This is a genomic window from Nocardia cyriacigeorgica GUH-2, from assembly GCF_000284035.1.
Classification (GTDB): Bacteria; Actinomycetota; Actinomycetes; order Mycobacteriales; family Mycobacteriaceae; genus Nocardia; species Nocardia cyriacigeorgica_B.
This window is the reverse complement of the sequence record NC_016887.1, coordinates 1,160,778-1,179,125: the sequence shown is the minus strand read 5'-3', so window position 1 is coordinate 1,179,125 and position 18,348 is coordinate 1,160,778. Positions and strand designations below refer to the sequence as shown.

At 70.1% G+C, this 18,348-nt stretch carries 14 protein-coding genes; 7 read left to right on the top strand and 7 right to left on the bottom strand.

The window, feature by feature from the left end; all coding sequences use genetic code 11:
• Positions 1-25: 25 nt before the first annotated feature.
• Positions 26-1,375, bottom strand: a complete 1,350-nt coding sequence (gene lat / locus NOCYR_RS05290; protein ID WP_014349324.1) for an L-lysine 6-transaminase — start codon at positions 1,373-1,375, stop codon at positions 26-28.
• 64 nt (positions 1,376-1,439) lie between these two features.
• Positions 1,440-1,892 carry an Lrp/AsnC family transcriptional regulator gene (locus NOCYR_RS05285; RefSeq protein ID WP_014349323.1) on the bottom strand — a complete coding sequence of 151 codons (453 nt, stop codon included), beginning with the start codon at positions 1,890-1,892 and terminating at the stop codon, positions 1,440-1,442.
• A gap of 190 nt (positions 1,893-2,082) precedes the next feature.
• Here NOCYR_RS05285 and NOCYR_RS05280 point away from each other — a divergent pair, with 190 nt between their 5' ends.
• Positions 2,083-3,579 carry an aldehyde dehydrogenase family protein gene (locus NOCYR_RS05280; RefSeq protein WP_048833925.1) on the top strand — a complete coding sequence of 499 codons (1,497 nt, stop codon included), beginning with the start codon at positions 2,083-2,085 and terminating at the stop codon, positions 3,577-3,579.
• A 6-nt stretch (positions 3,580-3,585) separates the two neighbouring features.
• Here the strand turns inward: NOCYR_RS05280 and NOCYR_RS05275 are convergent, their stop codons facing one another.
• The 3 genes from NOCYR_RS05275 to NOCYR_RS05265 form a co-directional block, all read right to left on the bottom strand.
• Positions 3,586-4,422: an SDR family oxidoreductase gene (locus NOCYR_RS05275; protein ID WP_014349321.1), complete on the bottom strand. Its 837-nt coding sequence runs from the start codon at positions 4,420-4,422 to the stop codon at positions 3,586-3,588.
• A gap of 80 nt (positions 4,423-4,502) precedes the next feature.
• Complete coding sequence (locus tag NOCYR_RS05270) at positions 4,503-5,450, bottom strand: patatin-like phospholipase family protein (RefSeq protein WP_014349320.1); 948 nt, start codon at positions 5,448-5,450, stop codon at positions 4,503-4,505.
• A 102-nt stretch (positions 5,451-5,552) separates the two neighbouring features.
• Positions 5,553-6,098, bottom strand: a complete 546-nt coding sequence (locus tag NOCYR_RS05265) for a histidine phosphatase family protein (RefSeq protein ID WP_014349319.1) — start codon at positions 6,096-6,098, stop codon at positions 5,553-5,555.
• Between the two features lie 68 nt (positions 6,099-6,166).
• Between NOCYR_RS05265 and NOCYR_RS05260 the strand changes: the two genes are divergently transcribed.
• From NOCYR_RS05260 to NOCYR_RS05240, 5 genes are all read left to right on the top strand, one after another.
• Entirely contained in the window at positions 6,167-10,915 is a 4,749-nt protein-coding gene (locus tag NOCYR_RS05260) for an ATP-dependent helicase (protein ID WP_014349318.1), read from the top strand.
• Positions 10,916-10,939: 24 nt separating this feature from the next.
• Positions 10,940-11,722, top strand: coding sequence for a DNA-formamidopyrimidine glycosylase family protein (locus tag NOCYR_RS05255; RefSeq protein WP_014349317.1), 783 nt, complete (start codon positions 10,940-10,942; stop codon positions 11,720-11,722).
• A gap of 88 nt (positions 11,723-11,810) precedes the next feature.
• Positions 11,811-12,005, top strand: coding sequence for a hypothetical protein (locus NOCYR_RS05250; RefSeq protein ID WP_014349316.1), 195 nt, complete (start codon positions 11,811-11,813; stop codon positions 12,003-12,005).
• 33 nt (positions 12,006-12,038) lie between these two features.
• Complete coding sequence (locus NOCYR_RS05245) at positions 12,039-12,602, top strand: TetR/AcrR family transcriptional regulator (RefSeq protein ID WP_014349315.1); 564 nt, start codon at positions 12,039-12,041, stop codon at positions 12,600-12,602.
• Positions 12,599-13,432 carry an MBL fold metallo-hydrolase gene (locus tag NOCYR_RS05240; protein WP_014349314.1) on the top strand — a complete coding sequence of 278 codons (834 nt, stop codon included), beginning with the start codon at positions 12,599-12,601 and terminating at the stop codon, positions 13,430-13,432. Before NOCYR_RS05245 ends, NOCYR_RS05240 begins: the two co-directional genes overlap by 4 nt.
• A 9-nt stretch (positions 13,433-13,441) precedes the next feature.
• Here the strand turns inward: NOCYR_RS05240 and glpD are convergent, their stop codons facing one another.
• Positions 13,442-15,175: a glycerol-3-phosphate dehydrogenase gene (glpD, locus tag NOCYR_RS05235; RefSeq protein WP_014349313.1), complete on the bottom strand. Its 1,734-nt coding sequence runs from the start codon at positions 15,173-15,175 to the stop codon at positions 13,442-13,444.
• A 186-nt stretch (positions 15,176-15,361) separates the two neighbouring features.
• Between glpD and glpK the strand changes: the two genes are divergently transcribed.
• Positions 15,362-16,861, top strand: coding sequence for a glycerol kinase GlpK (glpK, locus tag NOCYR_RS05230; protein WP_014349312.1), 1,500 nt, complete (start codon positions 15,362-15,364; stop codon positions 16,859-16,861).
• Between the two features lie 198 nt (positions 16,862-17,059).
• Here glpK and NOCYR_RS05225 read toward each other — a convergent pair whose 3' ends face one another.
• Positions 17,060-18,265, bottom strand: a complete 1,206-nt coding sequence (locus NOCYR_RS05225) for a PLP-dependent aminotransferase family protein (RefSeq protein ID WP_014349311.1) — start codon at positions 18,263-18,265, stop codon at positions 17,060-17,062.
• Positions 18,266-18,348: the final 83 nt, after the last annotated feature.

The following is an 18,348-nucleotide window of genomic DNA, read 5'->3' as shown; positions in this document are numbered from 1 at the left end:
AACGGCGGGAAACCGCGGTGAGCGCTCAGGGCAGATCGGTGAGCACCCGGTCCAGCGCGGTCACCGCGGCGTCGAGTTCTTCGGTGGTGACCGTCAGCGGCGGACGGAATCGGATGCCTCGCTCGCCGGTGCCGAGCAGCAGCACATGCTCGCGTTCGCGCAGCTGGGTGAGCACGTCGTCGCGGAAGCGGGTGTCGGGCAGGGTGATCGCGCACATCAGCCCACGGCCGCGCGGTTCGGTGACGGTGGGATGCCGCTGCGCCAGCTCGGTGAGCCCGTCCAGCAGATGCACCCCGAGCAGCCGGGCCCGGTCGACGAGGCCATCGCGTTCGATCACCTCGAGGATGCGTCGAGTGCGCACCATATCGGTGAGATTGCCGCCCCAGGTCGAATTCAACCGGGAACTCACCGCGAACACGTTGTCGCTCACCTCGTCGACGCGCCCGCCCGCCATCACGCCGCAGACCTGGGTCTTCTTGCCGAAGGCCACCACGTCCGGTGTCAACCCCAATTGCTGGTAGGCCCAGGTCGTTCCGGTCATCCCGACGCCGGTCTGCACCTCGTCGAGCACGAACAGCGCGTCGTTGTCGTGGCACAGCTGCTGCATGGCGGCGAGGAATTCCGGGCGCAGATGGCGGTCGCCGCCCTCGCCCTGGATCGGTTCGGCGATGAAACACGCGATATCGTGCGGGTTCTCGGCGAAGGCGCGGGCCGCCTGGTCGAGTGCCAGCTGTTCCGCGGCCGCGATATCGCGTCCCTCACCCAGGTACGGCGCGTCGATGCGCGGCCACTCGAAGACCGGGAAGCGGGCGGTTTTGACCGGATCGGTGTTGGTCAGCGACAGCGTGTAGCCGGTGCGGCCGTGGAAGGCGCCGGTCAGGTGCATCACCTGGGTGCCCAGACGCGGTGACCGGCCGTGGCTTTCGTTGTGCCTGCTCTTCCAGTCGAAGGCCACCTTGAGCGCGTTCTCCACGGCGAGGCCGCCGCCGTCGATGAAGAACAGGTGCGGCAGCCGGGGATCGCCGAGCACCCGCACGAAGGTCTGCACGAAGCGGGCCATGGCGACGGTGTAGATGTCGGAGTTGCTGGGCTTGTTGAGTGCGGCGGTGGCCAATTCCGCGACGAACGCCTCGTCACCGGCGAGCGCCGGATGATTCATGCCGAGGGCGTTGGAGGCGAAGAAGCCGAACATGTCCAGGTAGACGGTGCCGTCGCGTTCGTCGACGAGGTGGCGGCCCTGCGATCGGCGCAGGTCCAGAACCAGCTCGAAGCCATCGGCGAGGATGCTCGCCGACAAGATCTCGTGTACTCGGGATGCGGTGGTGACCGATTCCTCGTCACCATCCGAGCGGGTGCGCTCCAGTTCGATGGTCACATCCGCAGGGTACGAAAGATTTAGCGAAATCTCTACAACGAAACGGAGAAACTCCGGTCAAAGGCTACCTGTCGTAGAATGTCTGCAAGATGATGGTGCTTCGCGTCCGGACATTGGCGGTCGCCCGGATCTCCTGGAGCAGCTGCTCGAGATGCCGGGGCGAGGCCACCCGCACCAGCAGCACGTAACTCTCGTCGCCGGCCACCGAGTGGCAGGCCTCGATACCCGGGATCTGCTGCAACAATGCGGGCGCGTCGTCGGGTTGGGACGGGTCGAGAGGAGTGATCGCGACGAATGCCGACAGCAGATGTCCCAGCGCCTCGGGATCGACCTTCGCGGAGTAGCCGCGGATCACGCCGCGTGCTTCCAGCCTGCGCACCCGCGATTGCACCGCCGACACCGACAGGCTGGCCTTTTCGGCCAGGTTCGACAGGGTGGCCCGGCCGTCGGCCATCAGCTCGCGAATCAGTAGCCGATCGATATCGTCGAGAACGGGCTTTGCCGGTGTTTCCGCCATCAGCGAAGGCTAACGCAGCCAACGCGGCCCGCGCAGAAAACTTGTAATCGTTCATTCCGCGACCGGCACCCCATAAGGTCCGGCCACCGACGTCGAAGCGGAGGACCAGATGACCACCGAAGCGGAGCACCGCAAGCCCAGCGGACCCGAGCACCGGAAGCCTCATCTCGTCGGGGAGCACTCCACCCGGATGCTGCCGGCCCGCGCCGAGGCATTGCTCGACGCGCTCGGCGCCGAACTTCCCCCGCCCGGCACCCTGGTGGCCCGCACCCCGATCACCGGCGGGCAGCTGGCCACCCTGCGTCCGGACTCCCCCGATGACGTCGGCGCGGCGATCGATCGGGCCGCCACCGCGTTTCAGAGTTGGCGCACGGTGCCCGCCCCGGTGCGCGCGGCGGTGGTGCGCAGGCTGGCCGAACTGTTGCGCGCGCACAAGGAGCAGCTGGGCGAGCTGGTGACGCTGGAGGCGGGCAAGATCGGCGCCGAGGCGGTGGGCGAGGTGCAGGAGATGATCGATGTCTGCGAGTTCGCCGTCGGGTTGTCGCGGCAGCTCTACGGTCGGACGATGCCGTCGGAGCGGCCCGGGCACCGGCTGATGGAGACCTGGCATCCGCTGGGCGTGGTCGGGGTGATCTCGGCGTTCAACTTCCCGGTCGCGGTGTGGGCCTGGAATACCGCGATCGCGCTGGTGTGCGGCGACACGGTGGTGTGGAAGCCCTCGGAGACCACGCCGTTGACCGGGCTGGCCTGCCATACGCTGCTGCGCCGGGCCGCGGCCGACGCCGGCGCCGATCCGCAGATCCATCAACTGATCCTGGGCGGCGCCGAGGCCGGGGAACGGCTCGTCGACGACGAGCGGGTGGCGTTGCTGAGCGCGACGGGTTCGGTGCGGATGGGCCGCACGGTCGCGCCGCGGGTGGCGGCCCGGCTGGGGCGTTGCCTGCTGGAACTCGGCGGCAACAATGCCGCCATCGTGACCGAGTCGGCGGATCTGGAGCTGGCCGCGCGCGGCATCGTCTTCGCGGCGGCGGGCACCGCGGGCCAACGTTGCACCACCTTGCGGCGGCTGATCGTGCACGCCGACGTCGCGGGACCGCTGCTGGATCGGTTGGAGAGCGCGTATCTGCAACTGCGCGTAGGCAATCCGCTCGAACCCGGCGTGCTGGTCGGCCCGCTGATCGACCGGCGCGGCTATGCGGCGATGACGACAGCCATCGACCGCGCGCTGGCCGATGGCGGCGAATTGATCTGCGGCGGTGAGAGAGTGGACGGCTTCGGCGACGACGCCTACTACGTGCAGCCGGCGATCATCCGGATGCCCGCGCAGACGGCGATCGTGCGCGAGGAGACCTTCGCACCGATCCTGTACGTGCTGACCTACCACGATTTCGACACCGCCATCGAGCTGCACAACGCGGTGCCGCAAGGGCTTTCGTCGTCGGTGTTCACCACCGATCAGCGCGAGGCCGAACGGTTCCTGGCCGCCGACGGCTCCGACTGCGGCATCGCCAATGTCAATATCGGCACCTCCGGCGCGGAGATCGGTGGCGCGTTCGGCGGGGAGAAGCAGACCGGTGGCGGGCGCGAATCCGGGTCCGATGCCTGGAAGGCCTATATGCGCCGCGCCACCAATACCGTCAACTACTCCGATGACCTGCCGCTGGCGCAGGGCATCGAATTCGGCTGAGCCCGCTCAGGTGATCGAACGCACCTGCTCCTCGTAGGCCGCTCGGGTCCGCTCGTCGGCCGGATGCAGGGCGCGGTTGCCGTCGAAGAGGTTGCGCACCAAGCGGACCGCGCGCTCCGGTGCCGCCGCGAGTGCGATATCGATCGGGCCGAGGTAGTTGGGTACGGCGACTTCGGCGCGGCGGGTGCGGCAGGTCGCCACGATCGCGGCGGCCACGTCGGCGGGGTCGACGGTCGGCATGCCGCGGCCGAGGGTCAGGCCCGAGGACAGGCGGGTCCGCACCGCCGACGGCAGCACCGCGCTCACGCTGACACCGTGTTCGGCGAATTCCAGCCGGGTGGCGGCCGAGAGCCCGACGGCGGCGAACTTGCTGGCGTTGTACACCGCCAGACCCGGCACGGGGACCTTGCCCGCCAGCGAGGCCACATTGACCACATGGCCGCGCCCGCGCTCGATCATGCCGGGCACGACCGCGCGCATGCCGTGGATCAGGCCCCAGACGTTGATGTCCATGGTGGCGTGGCCGACCTCGTCGGGTTCGTCGAGGAAGGCGCCGGCCGGCATCACGCCCGCGTTGTTGACCAGGATGTCCACCGCACCGATCTCGGCGACGACGGCGTCCCAGCCGGCCCGCGACCGCACATCGAGGCCGACGGCGCGCGCGCCGATCGAGGCCGCCGCCGCCTCGGCCGCGGGCAGGTCCACATCGGCGATCACCACGTCGGATCCCTTGGTGGCGAACAGTTCCGCGGTGGCCTGGCCGATGCCGCGCCCGGCGCCGGTGATCAGCACGGTCGCGTCGGCGAGGTCGATACCGGGGTATCCGTGGCCGAGAATTCCCATTGTCGTGCTCCTCGAAGTTCTGTCGGGCGCTGCGCCCGGGTCGGTGGGGAGGCGCCGCACGGGCCTCCCGGGGTGTCGGCTCAGACCAGCGCGGCGTGCTCGAGCGCGCGGCGGGTGCTGCGCAGACTGTGCTCGAAGGTGGAGCGGCGACGCCTGCCGTCCATGAAGTTGGGGCCCATCACCGCGAGGTCCTCGGCGGTCGCGCCGAGCGCCAGCACCCGGGTACCCGCGGCCCGCAGGGTCTCGATCTCGATGGCGAGTTGTGCGCTCATCCGGTCGCGCAGTTGACGTTCGAGCAGATGCCCGAGACCGGCGGCGCGGACGGGCTCGACCGAGGCCATCGGGGCGAGCACGATCACCTCGTCCAGCTGCTGCCCGGCGAGCAGGTCCACCGAGGCAGTGGAGCCTGCGCCGCCGTCGACGAAGCGGCGGCCGTCGATCGTCACCGGCGGGAACCAGCCGGGAATCGCCCAGGAAGCGCACAGGGCCGCCCCGAGTGCGGCGGCGGGCGCGTGGGGAGCGCCGAACGGGACGCGCTCGCCGGTGGCCGCGTCCATGCCCACCAGCCAGGCAGCCGGATGTGACACCCAATTCCGCTCGTCGGCCAGGCCGTCGGCGAGGCGCTGTAACCAGCTCGCGTCACCGCCGCCGACCGGGAGCAGGGTGCTACCGGCGGTCAGCAGGCGCTGCCCGGAGGCCGGGCCGCGCAGCGCGAGGCGCGACGGCTGCCAGCGCAGGCGCGGCAGCGGTGGGAAGCGGTCGGGTTCGTCGCGCAGATGGGCTGCCAGCACCGGGTGCGTGGTGGTCTCACGCTGCATCGATACCAGTTCGTCCACGCCGATGCCGCTGCCGAGCATGGTGACCATCTCGGCGCCGGCCGAGGTGCCGATCATGACGTCGGCGGTGCGCGGATCCCAGTCCAGCGCCGCACTCACCGAGTCGAGCGCGGCCACGATCCAGGCGAACCCCAGCGTGCCACCGCAGCCGATGGCCAGGCCACGGCGTTGTGGCCTGTTGTTGTTACTCATGTTCTCAGACACTAGCGGGCGCCGACCCGATCCACGAGACGTCCGGCAGACCATGGCCGAATTGGTACTCGCCACCGCCGCCCCTATGGGTGAACGCGCAGTTCAGTGGCCCAATCGCAGCGTCCAGGCGCCACGGTGATGCAGCCGGACCGGCTGTCCCGGGGCCACGTCGAGCCGCCAGAACGACGCGGCCGGGGCCTCGAGGGCCACCAGCAGCGCGGCCCGGATGACCACCGGGTGCGTGATGGCGACCGTGGATCGGCCACCGTCGGCGACAGCGAGCAGCCAGCCGCGGACCCGGTCGACGACATCGCTGATCGACTCCCCGCCGTGCCCGCGGAACTCGGGGTTCGTGAGCCAGGCGTGTGCCTCGTCGGGTGCGAGCGCGGCGAGTTCGCGACCCCGCCAGTCGCCGGCGTCGAGATCGCGCAGGGCCGGTTCCGTCCGCCCGGACAGTCCCAGCGCCTGCGCGGTGTCGAGGGCACGGCGTTCGGGGGCGATGAGTACCTGCGCGCCGGTGGGTGGGCGGTACGGGCCGAGGGCGTTGCGACCGGCTTCCGTGAGCGGTTCGTCGTCGGGGAAGCGGGCGCGGCGCACGGCCTCGGTGATGCCGTGGCCGATCAGGTCGAGTTTCAGCACGCCGGGCACAGCCCGACGATACGGGTGACGGCGCTGGTCGCGGCGTTCGTGTCGGTGCCCGGGTGCACACTGATCTCATGACCGAGTTCTCCACCGCGACCCGGGAGTGGTTCGACGGCGCTTTCCCCGCGCCGACCGACGCCCAGCTCGGTGCGTGGCGTGCCATCGCGGCGGGAGAACACACGCTGGTCATCGCGCCGACCGGGTCGGGCAAGACGCTGTCGGCGTTCCTGTGGGCCATCGACCGGCTCGCGAGCGGCGAGAAATCGGACGAGCCGGGCACCACGGTGCTGTACGTCTCGCCGTTGAAGGCCCTCGCCGTCGACGTGGAACGCAATCTGCGCGCTCCGCTGGTCGGCATCACCCAGACCGCGAAACGGCTCGGGCTCGATCCGCCGCACATCAGTGTCGGCGTGCGCTCCGGTGACACCAGCGCGAGCGAACGCCGGTCCATGCAGCGCACCCCGCCGGACATTCTCATCACCACGCCGGAATCGCTGTTTCTCATGCTCACCTCGGCCGCCCGGGAGACGCTGCGGACGGTGCGCACGGTGATCGTGGACGAAGTGCACGCCATCGCCGGCTCCAAACGCGGCTCGCATCTGGCGTTGTCGCTGGCCCGGCTCGACCTGCTCACCGAACGCCCGGTGCAGCGGATCGGCTTGTCGGCCACCGTGCGCCCGCCCGAGGAGGTGGGTCGCTTCCTGGTCGGCAGCGCACCGCTGACCATCGTCTCCCCGCCCGCGCCGAAGACCTTCGATCTGTCGGTGCGGGTGCCGATCGCGGATATGACCGAGCCCGGCGAATCGGAGCAGCCCGGATCGATCTGGCCCCATGTGGACGAGGCGATCGTGGATCTGGTGCTGGCGCACCGGTCGTCGATCGTGTTCGCCAATTCGCGCAGACTGGCCGAACGGCTCACCGCCCGGCTGAACGAGACCTTCGCCGAACGCGCGGGCGATCCGGTCGAGACCGAGCATGCGCCGCCCGCGCAGTTGGGCGCGTCCACCGAGGTGGTGCACGGCGCGGCGCCGCTGCTGGCGCGCGCGCATCACGGCTCGGTCAGCAAGGAACAGCGGGCGCTGATCGAAGACGATCTCAAGAGCGGGCGGCTGCGCTGTGTGGTCGCCACCAGCAGCCTCGAACTCGGCATCGATATGGGCGCGGTGGACCTGGTAGTCCAGGTGGAGGCGCCGCCATCGGTGGCCAGCGGGCTGCAACGGATCGGCCGGGCCGGGCATCAGGTCGGCGAGATCTCGCGCGGGGTGCTGTTTCCCAAGCACCGCACCGACGTCATCCATTGCGCGGTCGCCGCCCAGCGCATGACCACCGGCCAGATCGAGGCCATCCAGATTCCGGCGCATCCGCTCGACATCCTGGCCCAGCAGACGGTCGCGGTGTGCGCGCTCGAACCGGTCGACGTCGACGCCTGGTTCGAGGTGGTCCGCAGTACCGGAAGCTATGCGTCGCTGCCGCGTTCGGCCTACGAGTCGGTGCTCGACCTGCTGTCCGGGCGGTATCCGTCCGACGAATTCGCCGAACTGCGACCGCGGGTGGTGTGGGATCGCGACGCGGGCACGCTGACCGGCCGGCCCGGCGCCCAGCGGCTGGCGGTGACCTCCGGCGGCGCCATTCCCGATCGCGGCATGTTCGCGGTGTACATGGTGGGCGAAAAGGCCTCTCGCGTCGGCGAACTGGACGAGGAGATGGTCTACGAATCGCGGGTGGGCGATGTCTTCGCGCTCGGTGCGACCAGCTGGCGGATCGAGGAGATCACCTTCGACCGGGTGCTGGTGACGCCGGCGTTCGGGTTGCCTGGACGTTTGCCGTTCTGGCATGGCGACGGTCTCGGGCGGCCCGCCGAATTGGGCGCGGCGCTGGGGGAATTCATCCGGCGGGCGGGACAGGAATCCGAGCGTGCGCGGCCGGGCGGAGGTAGTCGCGGTACTCGATCCGAGCGCACCGATTCGGATGGCACGGCCGGTAAGAGCGGGGCTCGATCAGGCGCGCGAGGCGAAGCGGACTCGCGCGCTCAGGACACGGCATCCCCTGTTCAGACGAGCGACGGCCTCGCCGAGCTGGTCGGCGCAGCAGGCTTGGACACGAACGCCACCACCAATCTGGTTGCGCTGCTGGATGATCAACGCGCCGCGACCGGCCGTCTGCCGACCGATCGCACGCTGATCGTGGAACGGTTCCGCGACGAGCTCGGCGACTGGCGGCTGGTACTGCACTCCCCCTACGGGCTGCCGGTGCACGCGCCGTGGGCGCTGGCGGTCGGCGCGCGGCTGCGGGAACGATTCGGGGTCGACGCCGCGCCGAACGCCTCCGACGACGGCATCGTGGTGCGGCTGCCCGATACCACCGACGATCCGCCCGGCGCCGAATTGTTCGCCTTCGAACCCGATGAGATCGACGAGATCGTCACCGAACAGGTCGGCGGCTCGGCGCTGTTCGCATCCCGGTTCCGGGAGTGCGCCGCCCGCGCCCTGCTGCTGCCGCGCCGCGATCCCGGCAAACGAGCGCCGCTGTGGCAGCAGCGTCAGCGCTCGGCGCAGCTGCTGGATGTGGCGCGCAAGTTCCCGGATTTCCCGATCCTGTTGGAGACGGTGCGCGAATGCCTGCGCGATGTCTACGATCTGCCCGCGCTGAGCGAGCTGCTCGGCCGGGTGGCGCGGCGGCAGGTGCGGTTGATCGAGGTGGAAACCGCGACGCCGTCACCGTTCGCCAACGCCTTGCTGTTCGACTACATCGGCCAGTTCATGTACGACGGCGACAGCCCGCTGGCCGAACGGCGGGCGGCGGCGTTGTCGCTGGATTCGAGCCTGCTGGCGGAACTGCTCGGCCGGGTGGAGCTGCGGGAACTGCTCGACGCCGCCGTCATCGAGCAGACCGAACGCGAGCTGCAACGGCTCACCCCCGAACGCCTGGCCCGCGACGCCGAGGGCCTGGCCGATCTGCTGCGACTACTCGGCCCGCTCACCGCCGCCGAGGCCGCCGACCGCTGCCGCGAAGACCCCACGCCGTGGTTCGCCGAGCTGGTGCAGGCCCGGCGCGCCTTGGAGGTCTCCTTCGCAGGCCGCACCTGGTGGGCGCCCGTGGAGGACGCCGCCCGGCTGCGTGATGCGCTCGGCGTCCCGCTGCCCATCGGCACCCCGGCGGCGTTCATCGAGCCCGTCGCCGACCCGCTCGGTGACCTCGTGGCGCGTTATGCCCGCACGCACGGCCCGTTCGGGGTCGAAGCGGTGGCCTCCCGGTTCGGTCTCGGCACCGCGGTCGCCGCGGGCGCGCTGCATCGGCTGGCGGCCGAGAAACGCGTGGTCGAGGGCGAATTCACGCCCGCCGCATCGGGTTCGGAATGGTGCGATGCGCAGGTGCTGCGCCGCCTGCGCCGCCGCAGTCTGGCCGCCGCACGGCATGAGGTGGAACCGGTCTCCACCGCCACCTTCGGCCGCTTCCTGCCGGCCTGGCAGCATCTGGGCACCGGTGAGCTGCGCGGCATCGACGGCGTGGCGGCGGTGGTGGAACAGCTTGCGGGCGTGCCGATTCCGGCGTCCGCGCTGGAGTCGCTGGTGCTGCCCGCCCGAGTACGCGACTACTCCGCCGCCATGCTGGACGAACTCATGGCCACTGGCGAGGTGCGCTGGTCCGGCCACGGCGCCATCAACGCCAAGGACGGCTGGATCGCACTGCACCTGGCCGACCAGGCCCCGATCACCCTGCCGCCGGCCGATGACATCGAACTCACCGAAACCCACCTGCGCCTGCTCACCGCGCTGGGCGCCCAGCTGCCGGCATGGACGCCCGGCGTCCCCGCGCCAGTAGACCTCGACGCCGCTGAACCAGGGGCAGCACCGAAACCGCTCGACCAGCCGGGCGTCATGCGCGTCCCGCCGGCACTGCACGGCGGCGGCGCCTACTTCTTCCGCCAGCTCTCCGACTCCACCGGCCTGCTCGACGACGCGGCCGTCGCCGACGCCCTGTGGGAGCTGGTGTGGGCCGGTCTCGTCTCCGGCGACACCTTCGCTCCGGTCCGCGCGCGCCTGGCCGGCTCCACCAGAACCCCCACCGCGCACCGTTCCCCCCGCCGCACCCCGCGCGGCCGGGCCTACCTCCCGCGCCAATCACTACCGACCCGCTCGGGCCCGCCGACGGTCGCGGGCCGCTGGTCGCTGCTGCCGGACCGGCTGTCCGACAACACGATCCGCGCCCATGCCACCGCCGACCTGCTCCTGGAGCGCTACGGCGTCCTGACCAGGGGCTCGGTGCAGGGCGAAGGCGTGCCGGGCGGTTTCGCGCTGATGTACCGGGTGCTCACCGAGTTCGAGGACCGTGGCCGGTGCCGTCGTGGCTATTTCATCGACTCGCTCGGCGGCGCCCAGTTCTCCACCACCGACGTGGTCGACCGGCTGCGCTCCTTCGACACCGATCGCGGCGGCAACCGAGTCGAGAGCGCGGCGCTCGCCCTGGCCGCCTGCGATCCGGCCAACCCCTACGGCGCGGCGCTACCGTGGCCCAAGGGCGACGGCGAATCCGGGCACCGGCCCGGCCGCAAGGCAGGCGCGCTGGTCGTGCTGGTCGACGGCGATCTGGTGCTGTACCTGGAACGCGGCGGCAAGACGCTGCTCACCTTCACCGAGGATCCGGCCGCCCGGCAGCAGGCGACGCACGCGCTGGCTGCCCTGGTGCACGAACGCCGGGTCGACTCGCTGGTGATCGACCGGGTCGACGGTGAATCGGTGCACGGCAACACCTTCGCCACCTTCCTCACCGACGCCGGTTTCGCCGCCACGCCGCGCGGCCTGCGGCTACGAGGACGCCCGTGAGGTCCCCGGCCACCGGAGCGGGCGATGCCCGAAGGTGACACCGTCTACCGCACCGCGCAACGACTGCGCGCCGCACTGGCCGGACAGGTATTGACCCGCAGCGACTTCCGCGTGCCCCGCTATGCCACGGTCGACCTGCGCGGACAGGCCGTGGACAGCGTCGGCAGCTACGGCAAGCACCTGTTCATCCGCACCGACACCGTCAGCATCCACACCCACCTGAAGATGGAGGGCAGCTGGCGGGTGTTCCACTGCGGGCAGCGCTGGACCAAACCGCGGGTGGCGGCGCGGCTGGTGCTGGCCACCGACGAGGTCGAGGCGGTCGGCTTCTCCCTCGGTCTGGTGGAGGTCCTGCGCCGAGCCGAGGAGCAGCGCGCGATCGAGCATCTCGGGCCGGACCTGCTCGGCCCGAACTGGGATCCGGCCGTTGCGGTCGAGCGGCTGTCACGCCATCCGGACGAACCCATCGGCATCGCACTGCTCGATCAGCGCAATCTGGCCGGCATCGGCAATATCTACCGCAGCGAGGTGTGCTTCCTGCGCCGGGTGCATCCGGCCACCCCGGTCGCGGCCGTGCCGGACCTGCTCGCCCTGGTCAACGAAGCGCACCGGGTGCTCACCACGGCTGCCGAGCAACCGCCGCGGCGTCCGCTGGTCTACGGCCGGAATCGGATGCCCTGCCAGCGGTGTGGCACCACGATCGTGGTGGATCTACTCGGCGAGACCGCACCGGCGTCGGACCGGGTCTCGCGGCGCGAGCGCGGCATCTACTTCTGCCCGCGCTGCCAGCCCGCGCCCGCCATGTGATTTGCCATTCAATTGCTAATGTTTCAACGAGTTCGCACGACATGGTCGGCAGTAGTCGATTTCGCCGACCGATCGAAAGCGAGCATTCATGCGGGCACCGACGACGCGGCAGCGCCTGGCCGCCATCGCCGGCCGCGTGCTGACCACCGTGCTCGCCATCCTGGCGACAGTCCTGTTCAGCTATCTCCTGCTGCATGCCAGTGGCCCCGCCAGCACTCCGATCGCACCACCGGCTCCCGCCCCACCCACACCACAGATCGAACGATTCTCGATCTCCCACTAGACCGGTCGTCATAGTTCGCGTACCGTCACTCTCGTGACTGCACGCACGGACTCCCGGCAGCGTTTCATCGACGCCGCCGCCGACCTGTTCCACACCCAGGGCTACCACGCCACTGGGCTCAACCAGCTGGTCACCGCGGGCGGAGCGCCCAAGGGCTCGCTGTATTTCCACTTCCCCGGCGGCAAGGAACAACTCGCCGCCGAAGCACTCGCCCAGGCGAGCAGGCAACTGAACGACGCTCTGGCCGCGGCGCTCGCGCACGGCGATATCGATGCCGTGATCGACCTGCTGGTCACCAACCTCACCGAATCCGGTTACGAACGCGCCTGCCCGCTGGCCTCGGTGGCGCTGGACGCAGCCGGCAGCGAACCGATCCGCACCGCCTGTGCCGACGGCTTCGAATCCTGGCGGGAAACCCTCGCGCAGTACCTGCGCGCCAAGGGCGTCGCCGCCGAACGCACCGAACACCTGTCAACCATCGCGCTCGCCATGGTCGAAGGCGCGCTGCTACTGGCCAAGACCCGCCGCGATATCGCGCCCCTGCGCGCGGTCGCCGACCACCTTCGCACCCTTCTCGAGCAGGAGTTGTCCCGATGAAAATCCATCACCTCGACGGCGGAACCATGCGGCCCCTCGGCGGCCGCCTACTGACCGGCTCCGGCGGCCTGCTGCACCGCGGCGAGATGGTCTGCCACTGCGTGCTCATCGAGCACGACCGAGGCCTGCTGCTGGTGGAAACCGGCATCGGCGAACAAGCGGTGCGCCGCCCGAACGAATGGCTCGGCCGCGAATTTCTGCAGCTGACCAACCCCGTCCTCGACCTCGCATCCACCGCGGTCGGGCAGATCGAGCGGCTCGGATACCGGCGTGAGGACGTGCGCGATATCGTGCTGACCCATCTCGACCTCGACCACGCCGGCGGTCTGGCCGACTTCCCGCAGGCGCGGGTGCACGTCTACGCCGAGGAGATGCGGGCCCTCGAGGGCAAACACGGTCCGCGCGAACGCTTCCGCTACCGCGATATCCAGTTCGCGCACGGCCCGAAGTGGGAGGTGCACGGCGAATTCGGCGAGCCGTGGTTCGGCTTCGAGGCGGTACGCGAGCTGCCCGGCGTCCCGCCGGAGATCCTGCTGGTCCCGCTGGCCGGCCACACCCGTGGCCACGCGGGTGTCGCCATCGATACCGGCAACGGCTGGCTACTCAGTGCCGGCGACTCGTATTTCCATCCCGGCATTCTCGATTCGGCGCGACCGTCTCAGCCGCTCGGCATCACCCTCTTCGAGCGCTCGGTGCAGACCATCGCCCAGGCCCGCATCGACAACCAGCAGCGGCTGCGCGAGCTGGTCGCCGGCCACGGCGACGAGGTCCGCACCTTCAGCGCCCATCACGCCGGTGAACTGCGCGCACTTCAGGCCGCGGCAGTCTGATCCGGACACTCACCGATCCAGCGGAACCGGCTCCAGGATCTCCGGCCGTGGCTCCGGTGCGGCCACCCGCAAGGCGTCGGCGCATTCGTCGTCGGGCTCGGCCTGGGAACGGATTTCGGCGTCGACCCGGGCCAGATACAGGCCCACCTCCCGGTCGACGTCGTCATCGTCCCAGCCGAGCACCGGCGCGACCAGCCGGGCGACCTGCTCGGCGCAGTCCGCGCCGCGATGGGAGTACTCGATGGAGATGCGGGTGCGCCGGGCCAGGATGTCGTCCAGGTGCAGCGCGCCCTCGGCGGCGGCCGCGTAAACCACCTCCACCTGGAGGTAGGACGGTGCGTCGGTCAGCGGTTGCAGCAGTTCGGGTTTGCCTTCGGCCATGGCCATCACCTCGTCGATGAGCGAGCCGTAGCGGTCGAGCAGATGCTTGATCCGATACGGATGCACGCCGTAGGCCTCGGCCAGCTGCACGGTCTGATTGACCAGCGCGAAGTAACCGTCGGCGCCGAGCAGCGGCACCTTCTCGGTGATCGAGGGCGAGACCCGGGCCGGAATGTCCTGGGCCGCCTCGTCGACGGCGTCGTAGGCCATCACCCGATAGGTGGTGTATTTGCCGCCCGCGATGGCCACCAGGCCGGGCGCGATCCGGGCTACGGCATGCTCGCGGGAGAGCTTGGAGGTCTCGTCGCTCTCCCCGGCCAGCAGTGGCCGCAGTCCGGCGTACACACCGTCGATGTCGTCGTGGGTGAGCGGGGTGACCAGCACCCGATTGACGTGCTCGAGCAGGTAATCGATATCGGCCTTGGTCGCCGCCGGATGCGCCAGGTCCAGATTCCAGTCGGTGTCGGTGGTGCCGATGATCCAGTGGCTGCCCCAGGGAATCACGAACAACACCGACGTCGCGGTGCGCAGAATGATCGCCGCGTCGCTGACGATCCGGTCGCGCGGCACCACGATGTGCACGCCCTTGGACGCCCGCACATGGAAGCGCCCGCGCTGATGCGACAGCGCCTGGATCTCATCGGTCCAGACGCCGGTCGCGTTGATCACCACATGCGCGCGGGTCTCGGTGGTGCGTCCGTCCTCGCTGTCGCGCAGCTTCACCCCGACCACCCGGTCGGCCTCCCGCAGAAAGCCGACCACCTGCGTCGAGGTGCGAATCACCGCACCGTAGTGGGCGGCGGTGCGGGCCACGGTCATGGTGTGGCGGGCATCGTCGACGACGGTGTCGTAGTAGCTGATTCCGCCGATCATCGAATCGCGGCGCAAGCCCGGCGCCAGCCGCAGCGCGCCGTGCCTGCTCAGATGCCGTTGCCCGGGAACCGATTTCGCGCCACCCATGGTGTCGTAGAGCAGCAGCCCCGACGCGACGTAAGGCCGCTCCCAGACCCGGTGGGTGAGCGGGTAGAGGAACCGCAGCGGCTTGACCAGATGCGGCGCCAGCGTCGACATCGATAGCTCACGTTCGGCCAGCGCCTCCCGGACCAGCCCGAACTCGAGCTGCTCCAGATACCGCAGCCCGCCGTGGAACATCTTCGACGACCGGCTCGACGTCCCGGACGCCAGATCGCGCGCCTCCACCAGCGCCACCCGCAGCCCGCGGGTCGCGGCATCGAGGGCGATGCCCGCGCCCACCACACCGCCACCGACGACAACCACGTCGAAGTGGTCCTTACCCAGCCGGGACCAGGCGTCCAGCCGCTGCTGCGGACCGAGGAACTGCGAATCGGGCTTCTTGGTCATGCTCGGCTCCTCCAACCGACGCAAGCGTCGGAGGTCGACGTTATGGTCTGTGATCGGGCGCGTTCGAGCTTCCGCTACACCCTATCGCCGCACCCTCCTCGCCCGCGTGCGACGCCCTTGCGCGCCTGCGGTCCTGGATGCCGCGAGCGGGCCGTGACCGGCCGCCGGTTCCGGTAACCTGCTCCAATGCGACGCTATGTGGCCGCCATCGATCAAGGAACGACGTCGAGTCGGTGCATCGTTTTCGACCGCTCGGGGCGCGTCGCGGGCATCGCGCAACGCGAGCACGAACAGCTGTTCCCGCGGCCGGGATGGGTCGAACACGACGCCGAGGCGATCTGGCACAACACCGAACAGGTGCTCGGCGAAGCACTGACGGCCACCGGGATCACCGCCGCCGATATCGCCGCGGTGGGCGTGACCAATCAGCGCGAAACCACCGTGGTCTGGGACCGCAGCACCGGCAAGCCGATCCACAACGCCATCGTCTGGCAAGACACCCGCACCGAAGCGCTGTGCACCGAACTGGCCGGCGAGGTCGGGCGTACCAGGTATCAGGACCGCACCGGTCTGCCGCTGTCGACCTATTTCGCCGGTCCGAAGCTGCGCTGGATCCTCGACAACGTCGACGGCGCCCGCGAGCGCGCCGAGGCCGGCGATCTGTGCTTCGGCACCGTCGACAGCTGGGTGCTGTGGAATCTCACCGGACAGCACCTGACCGACGTCACCAATGCCTCGCGCACCATGCTGATGGACCTGCGCACCCTGCAATGGGACGGCCAGATCTGCGCCGAATTCGGCATCCCTACCGCGATGCTGCCGCAGATCCGCAGCTCCTCGGAGGTGTACGCGGAGATCACCGCGGGCCCGCTGGCCGGGGTTCCGGTGGCCGGCATCCTCGGCGACCAGCAGGCCGCCACCTTCGGGCAGGCCTGCCTGTCGCCCGGCGACGCCAAGAACACCTACGGCACCGGCAATTTCATGCTGCTCAATACCGGCACCACCCCGGTGTTCAGCAAGCACGGACTGCTCACCACCGTCTGCTACCGCCTCGGCGAACAGGCCCCGGTCTACGCGCTCGAAGGCTCGATCGCCGTCACCGGCTCACTCGTGCAATGGTTGCGCGACAACCTCGGCATCATCTCCTCGGCCGCCGAGATCGAACCGCTCGCGCGCAGCGTCGACGACAACGGCGGCGCCTACATCGTGCCCGCGTTCTCCGGTTTGTTCGCCCCGCGCTGGCGGCCGGACGCGCGCGGCGTCATCGCCGGGCTGACTCGATTCGTCAACAAGGCCCACTTGGCCAGGGCGGTCCTGGAATCCACCGCGTTCCAGACCCGCGAGGTGACCGATGCCATGCGCGCGGACGCCGAATCCCAGCAGCTGCGACTGGAATTGACCACCTTGAAGGTCGACGGCGGAATGGTGAACAACGAACTGCTCATGCAGTTCCAGGCCGACATCCTCGGGGTGCCGGTGGTGCGCCCGGTCGTCAACGAGACCACCGCCCTCGGCGCCGCCTATGCCGCGGGCCTCGCAGTCGGCTACTGGGCAGGCACCGACGATATCCAGGACAACTGGGCGGCGGACAAAACCTGGGAGCCGACGATGAGCGACGACGATCGGCAGGCCAGGCTCGACGCCTGGAACAAAGCGGTCGAACGCACTTACAACTGGGTCGGCTGAAGCGGACGGTGGGGCGGCCGCTGACGCTGCGCGGCCGCACCCCTGGCGATGCCCCTCTGCGGTGAGGCCCTCGCGCTGTGCGCCCCGACGCTGGGCAGTCGCGTTCCGATGCTGCGCGGCGACATCCTCGCGCTGCGCACCCTGACCCCTGCGCGGCGAGGCCCTTACCCGCTGCGCCCGAATGCTGCGCGAGCCGCCCTAACGCTGGGCGACCGCACCCTGACCCTGCGCGGCGACCGCGCGGTCGAGCCGGTCCACCGCTTCGGCGAGTGCGTCCGGTGCGCCGGTGGTGAAGCACATGCGCAGCGAATGCGGATAGGGCGTGCTCACCGAGAACGCCTGGCCGGGGACGTAGGCGACGCCGGCGTCGAGAGCGTGCGCCAGCAGGGTCCCGGTGTCGGTGCCGTCGGTGAAGTCGGCCCAGACGAACATGCCGCCGGCGGCGTCGGTGCAGGTCAGCCTGGACCCGAAGCGCTCGCGCAGCGCGCCGACGAGGGCGCCCGCGCGTTCGGCGTAGGCGGCGCGCACGGTGTCGATGTGGGTGGTGAGCCAGTCGGTGTCGCCGAGCAGATCGGCGGCGATCTGCTGGGTCAGGGCCGAACCGCACAGGTCGGCGCCCTGTTTGAGCAGCTCGACCGCCCGGCACACCGCGTTCGGCGCGACCATCCAGCCCACCCGCAGCGTCGGGGCGAGGATCTTGGACGCGCTCGACAGCCGGATCACGTTCGGCGCGTAGGTCGCGACGGGGGCGGGCGCGGGCCGGTCGAACCACAGCTCGCCGTAGGGATCGTCCTCGATTACCCAGAAGCCGTAGCGCTGCGCCAGCGCGGCCAGTTCCTGCCGGCGCGCGGGGCTCATGGTCACCCCGCCCGGATTGTGGAAGTTGCTCACGGTGTGGACCACGGCGGGGCGCTCACCACCGGCGAGCAGTTCGCCCAGCAGATCCATCCGCATGCCCTCGCCGTCCATCGGCAGCGCGACGATCCGGGCGCCCGCCGCTCGGAACACTTGGAGCGCGCCGACGTAGGCCGGATCCTCCACCACGACGAGCACGCCGGGATCGAGCAGCACCTCCGACAGCAGCGACAGCGCCTGCTGCGAACCATGCGTGACGAACACCTCGTCCACTGGGACGGCGCGGCCCAGCCGGGCGCTTTCCCGTTCGGCGAGCACCGCGCGCAGCGGACCCCAGCCGGGCGACTCGGTGTATTGCAGGGCGGCGTCCTGGCGCAGCGCGGCGTCGGCGGCTACCGCGATCCGCTCACCCGGCATCAGCGCGGCGTCGGGCAGACCACCGGCGAGGCTGATGATCTCCGCGCGCGCGGTGAGTTTGAGCAGGTCACGGATGGCCGAGCTGGTCAGGCCGGTCAGGCGGCCGGCCAGCGGCGGAAGGTGCTGCGACATGGAACCTCCAGACATTACGCGAGGTGCGCCTGCTCCACTGTCGCATACCGCCGACCATGATGTGAAATAGTCATCCCATGATT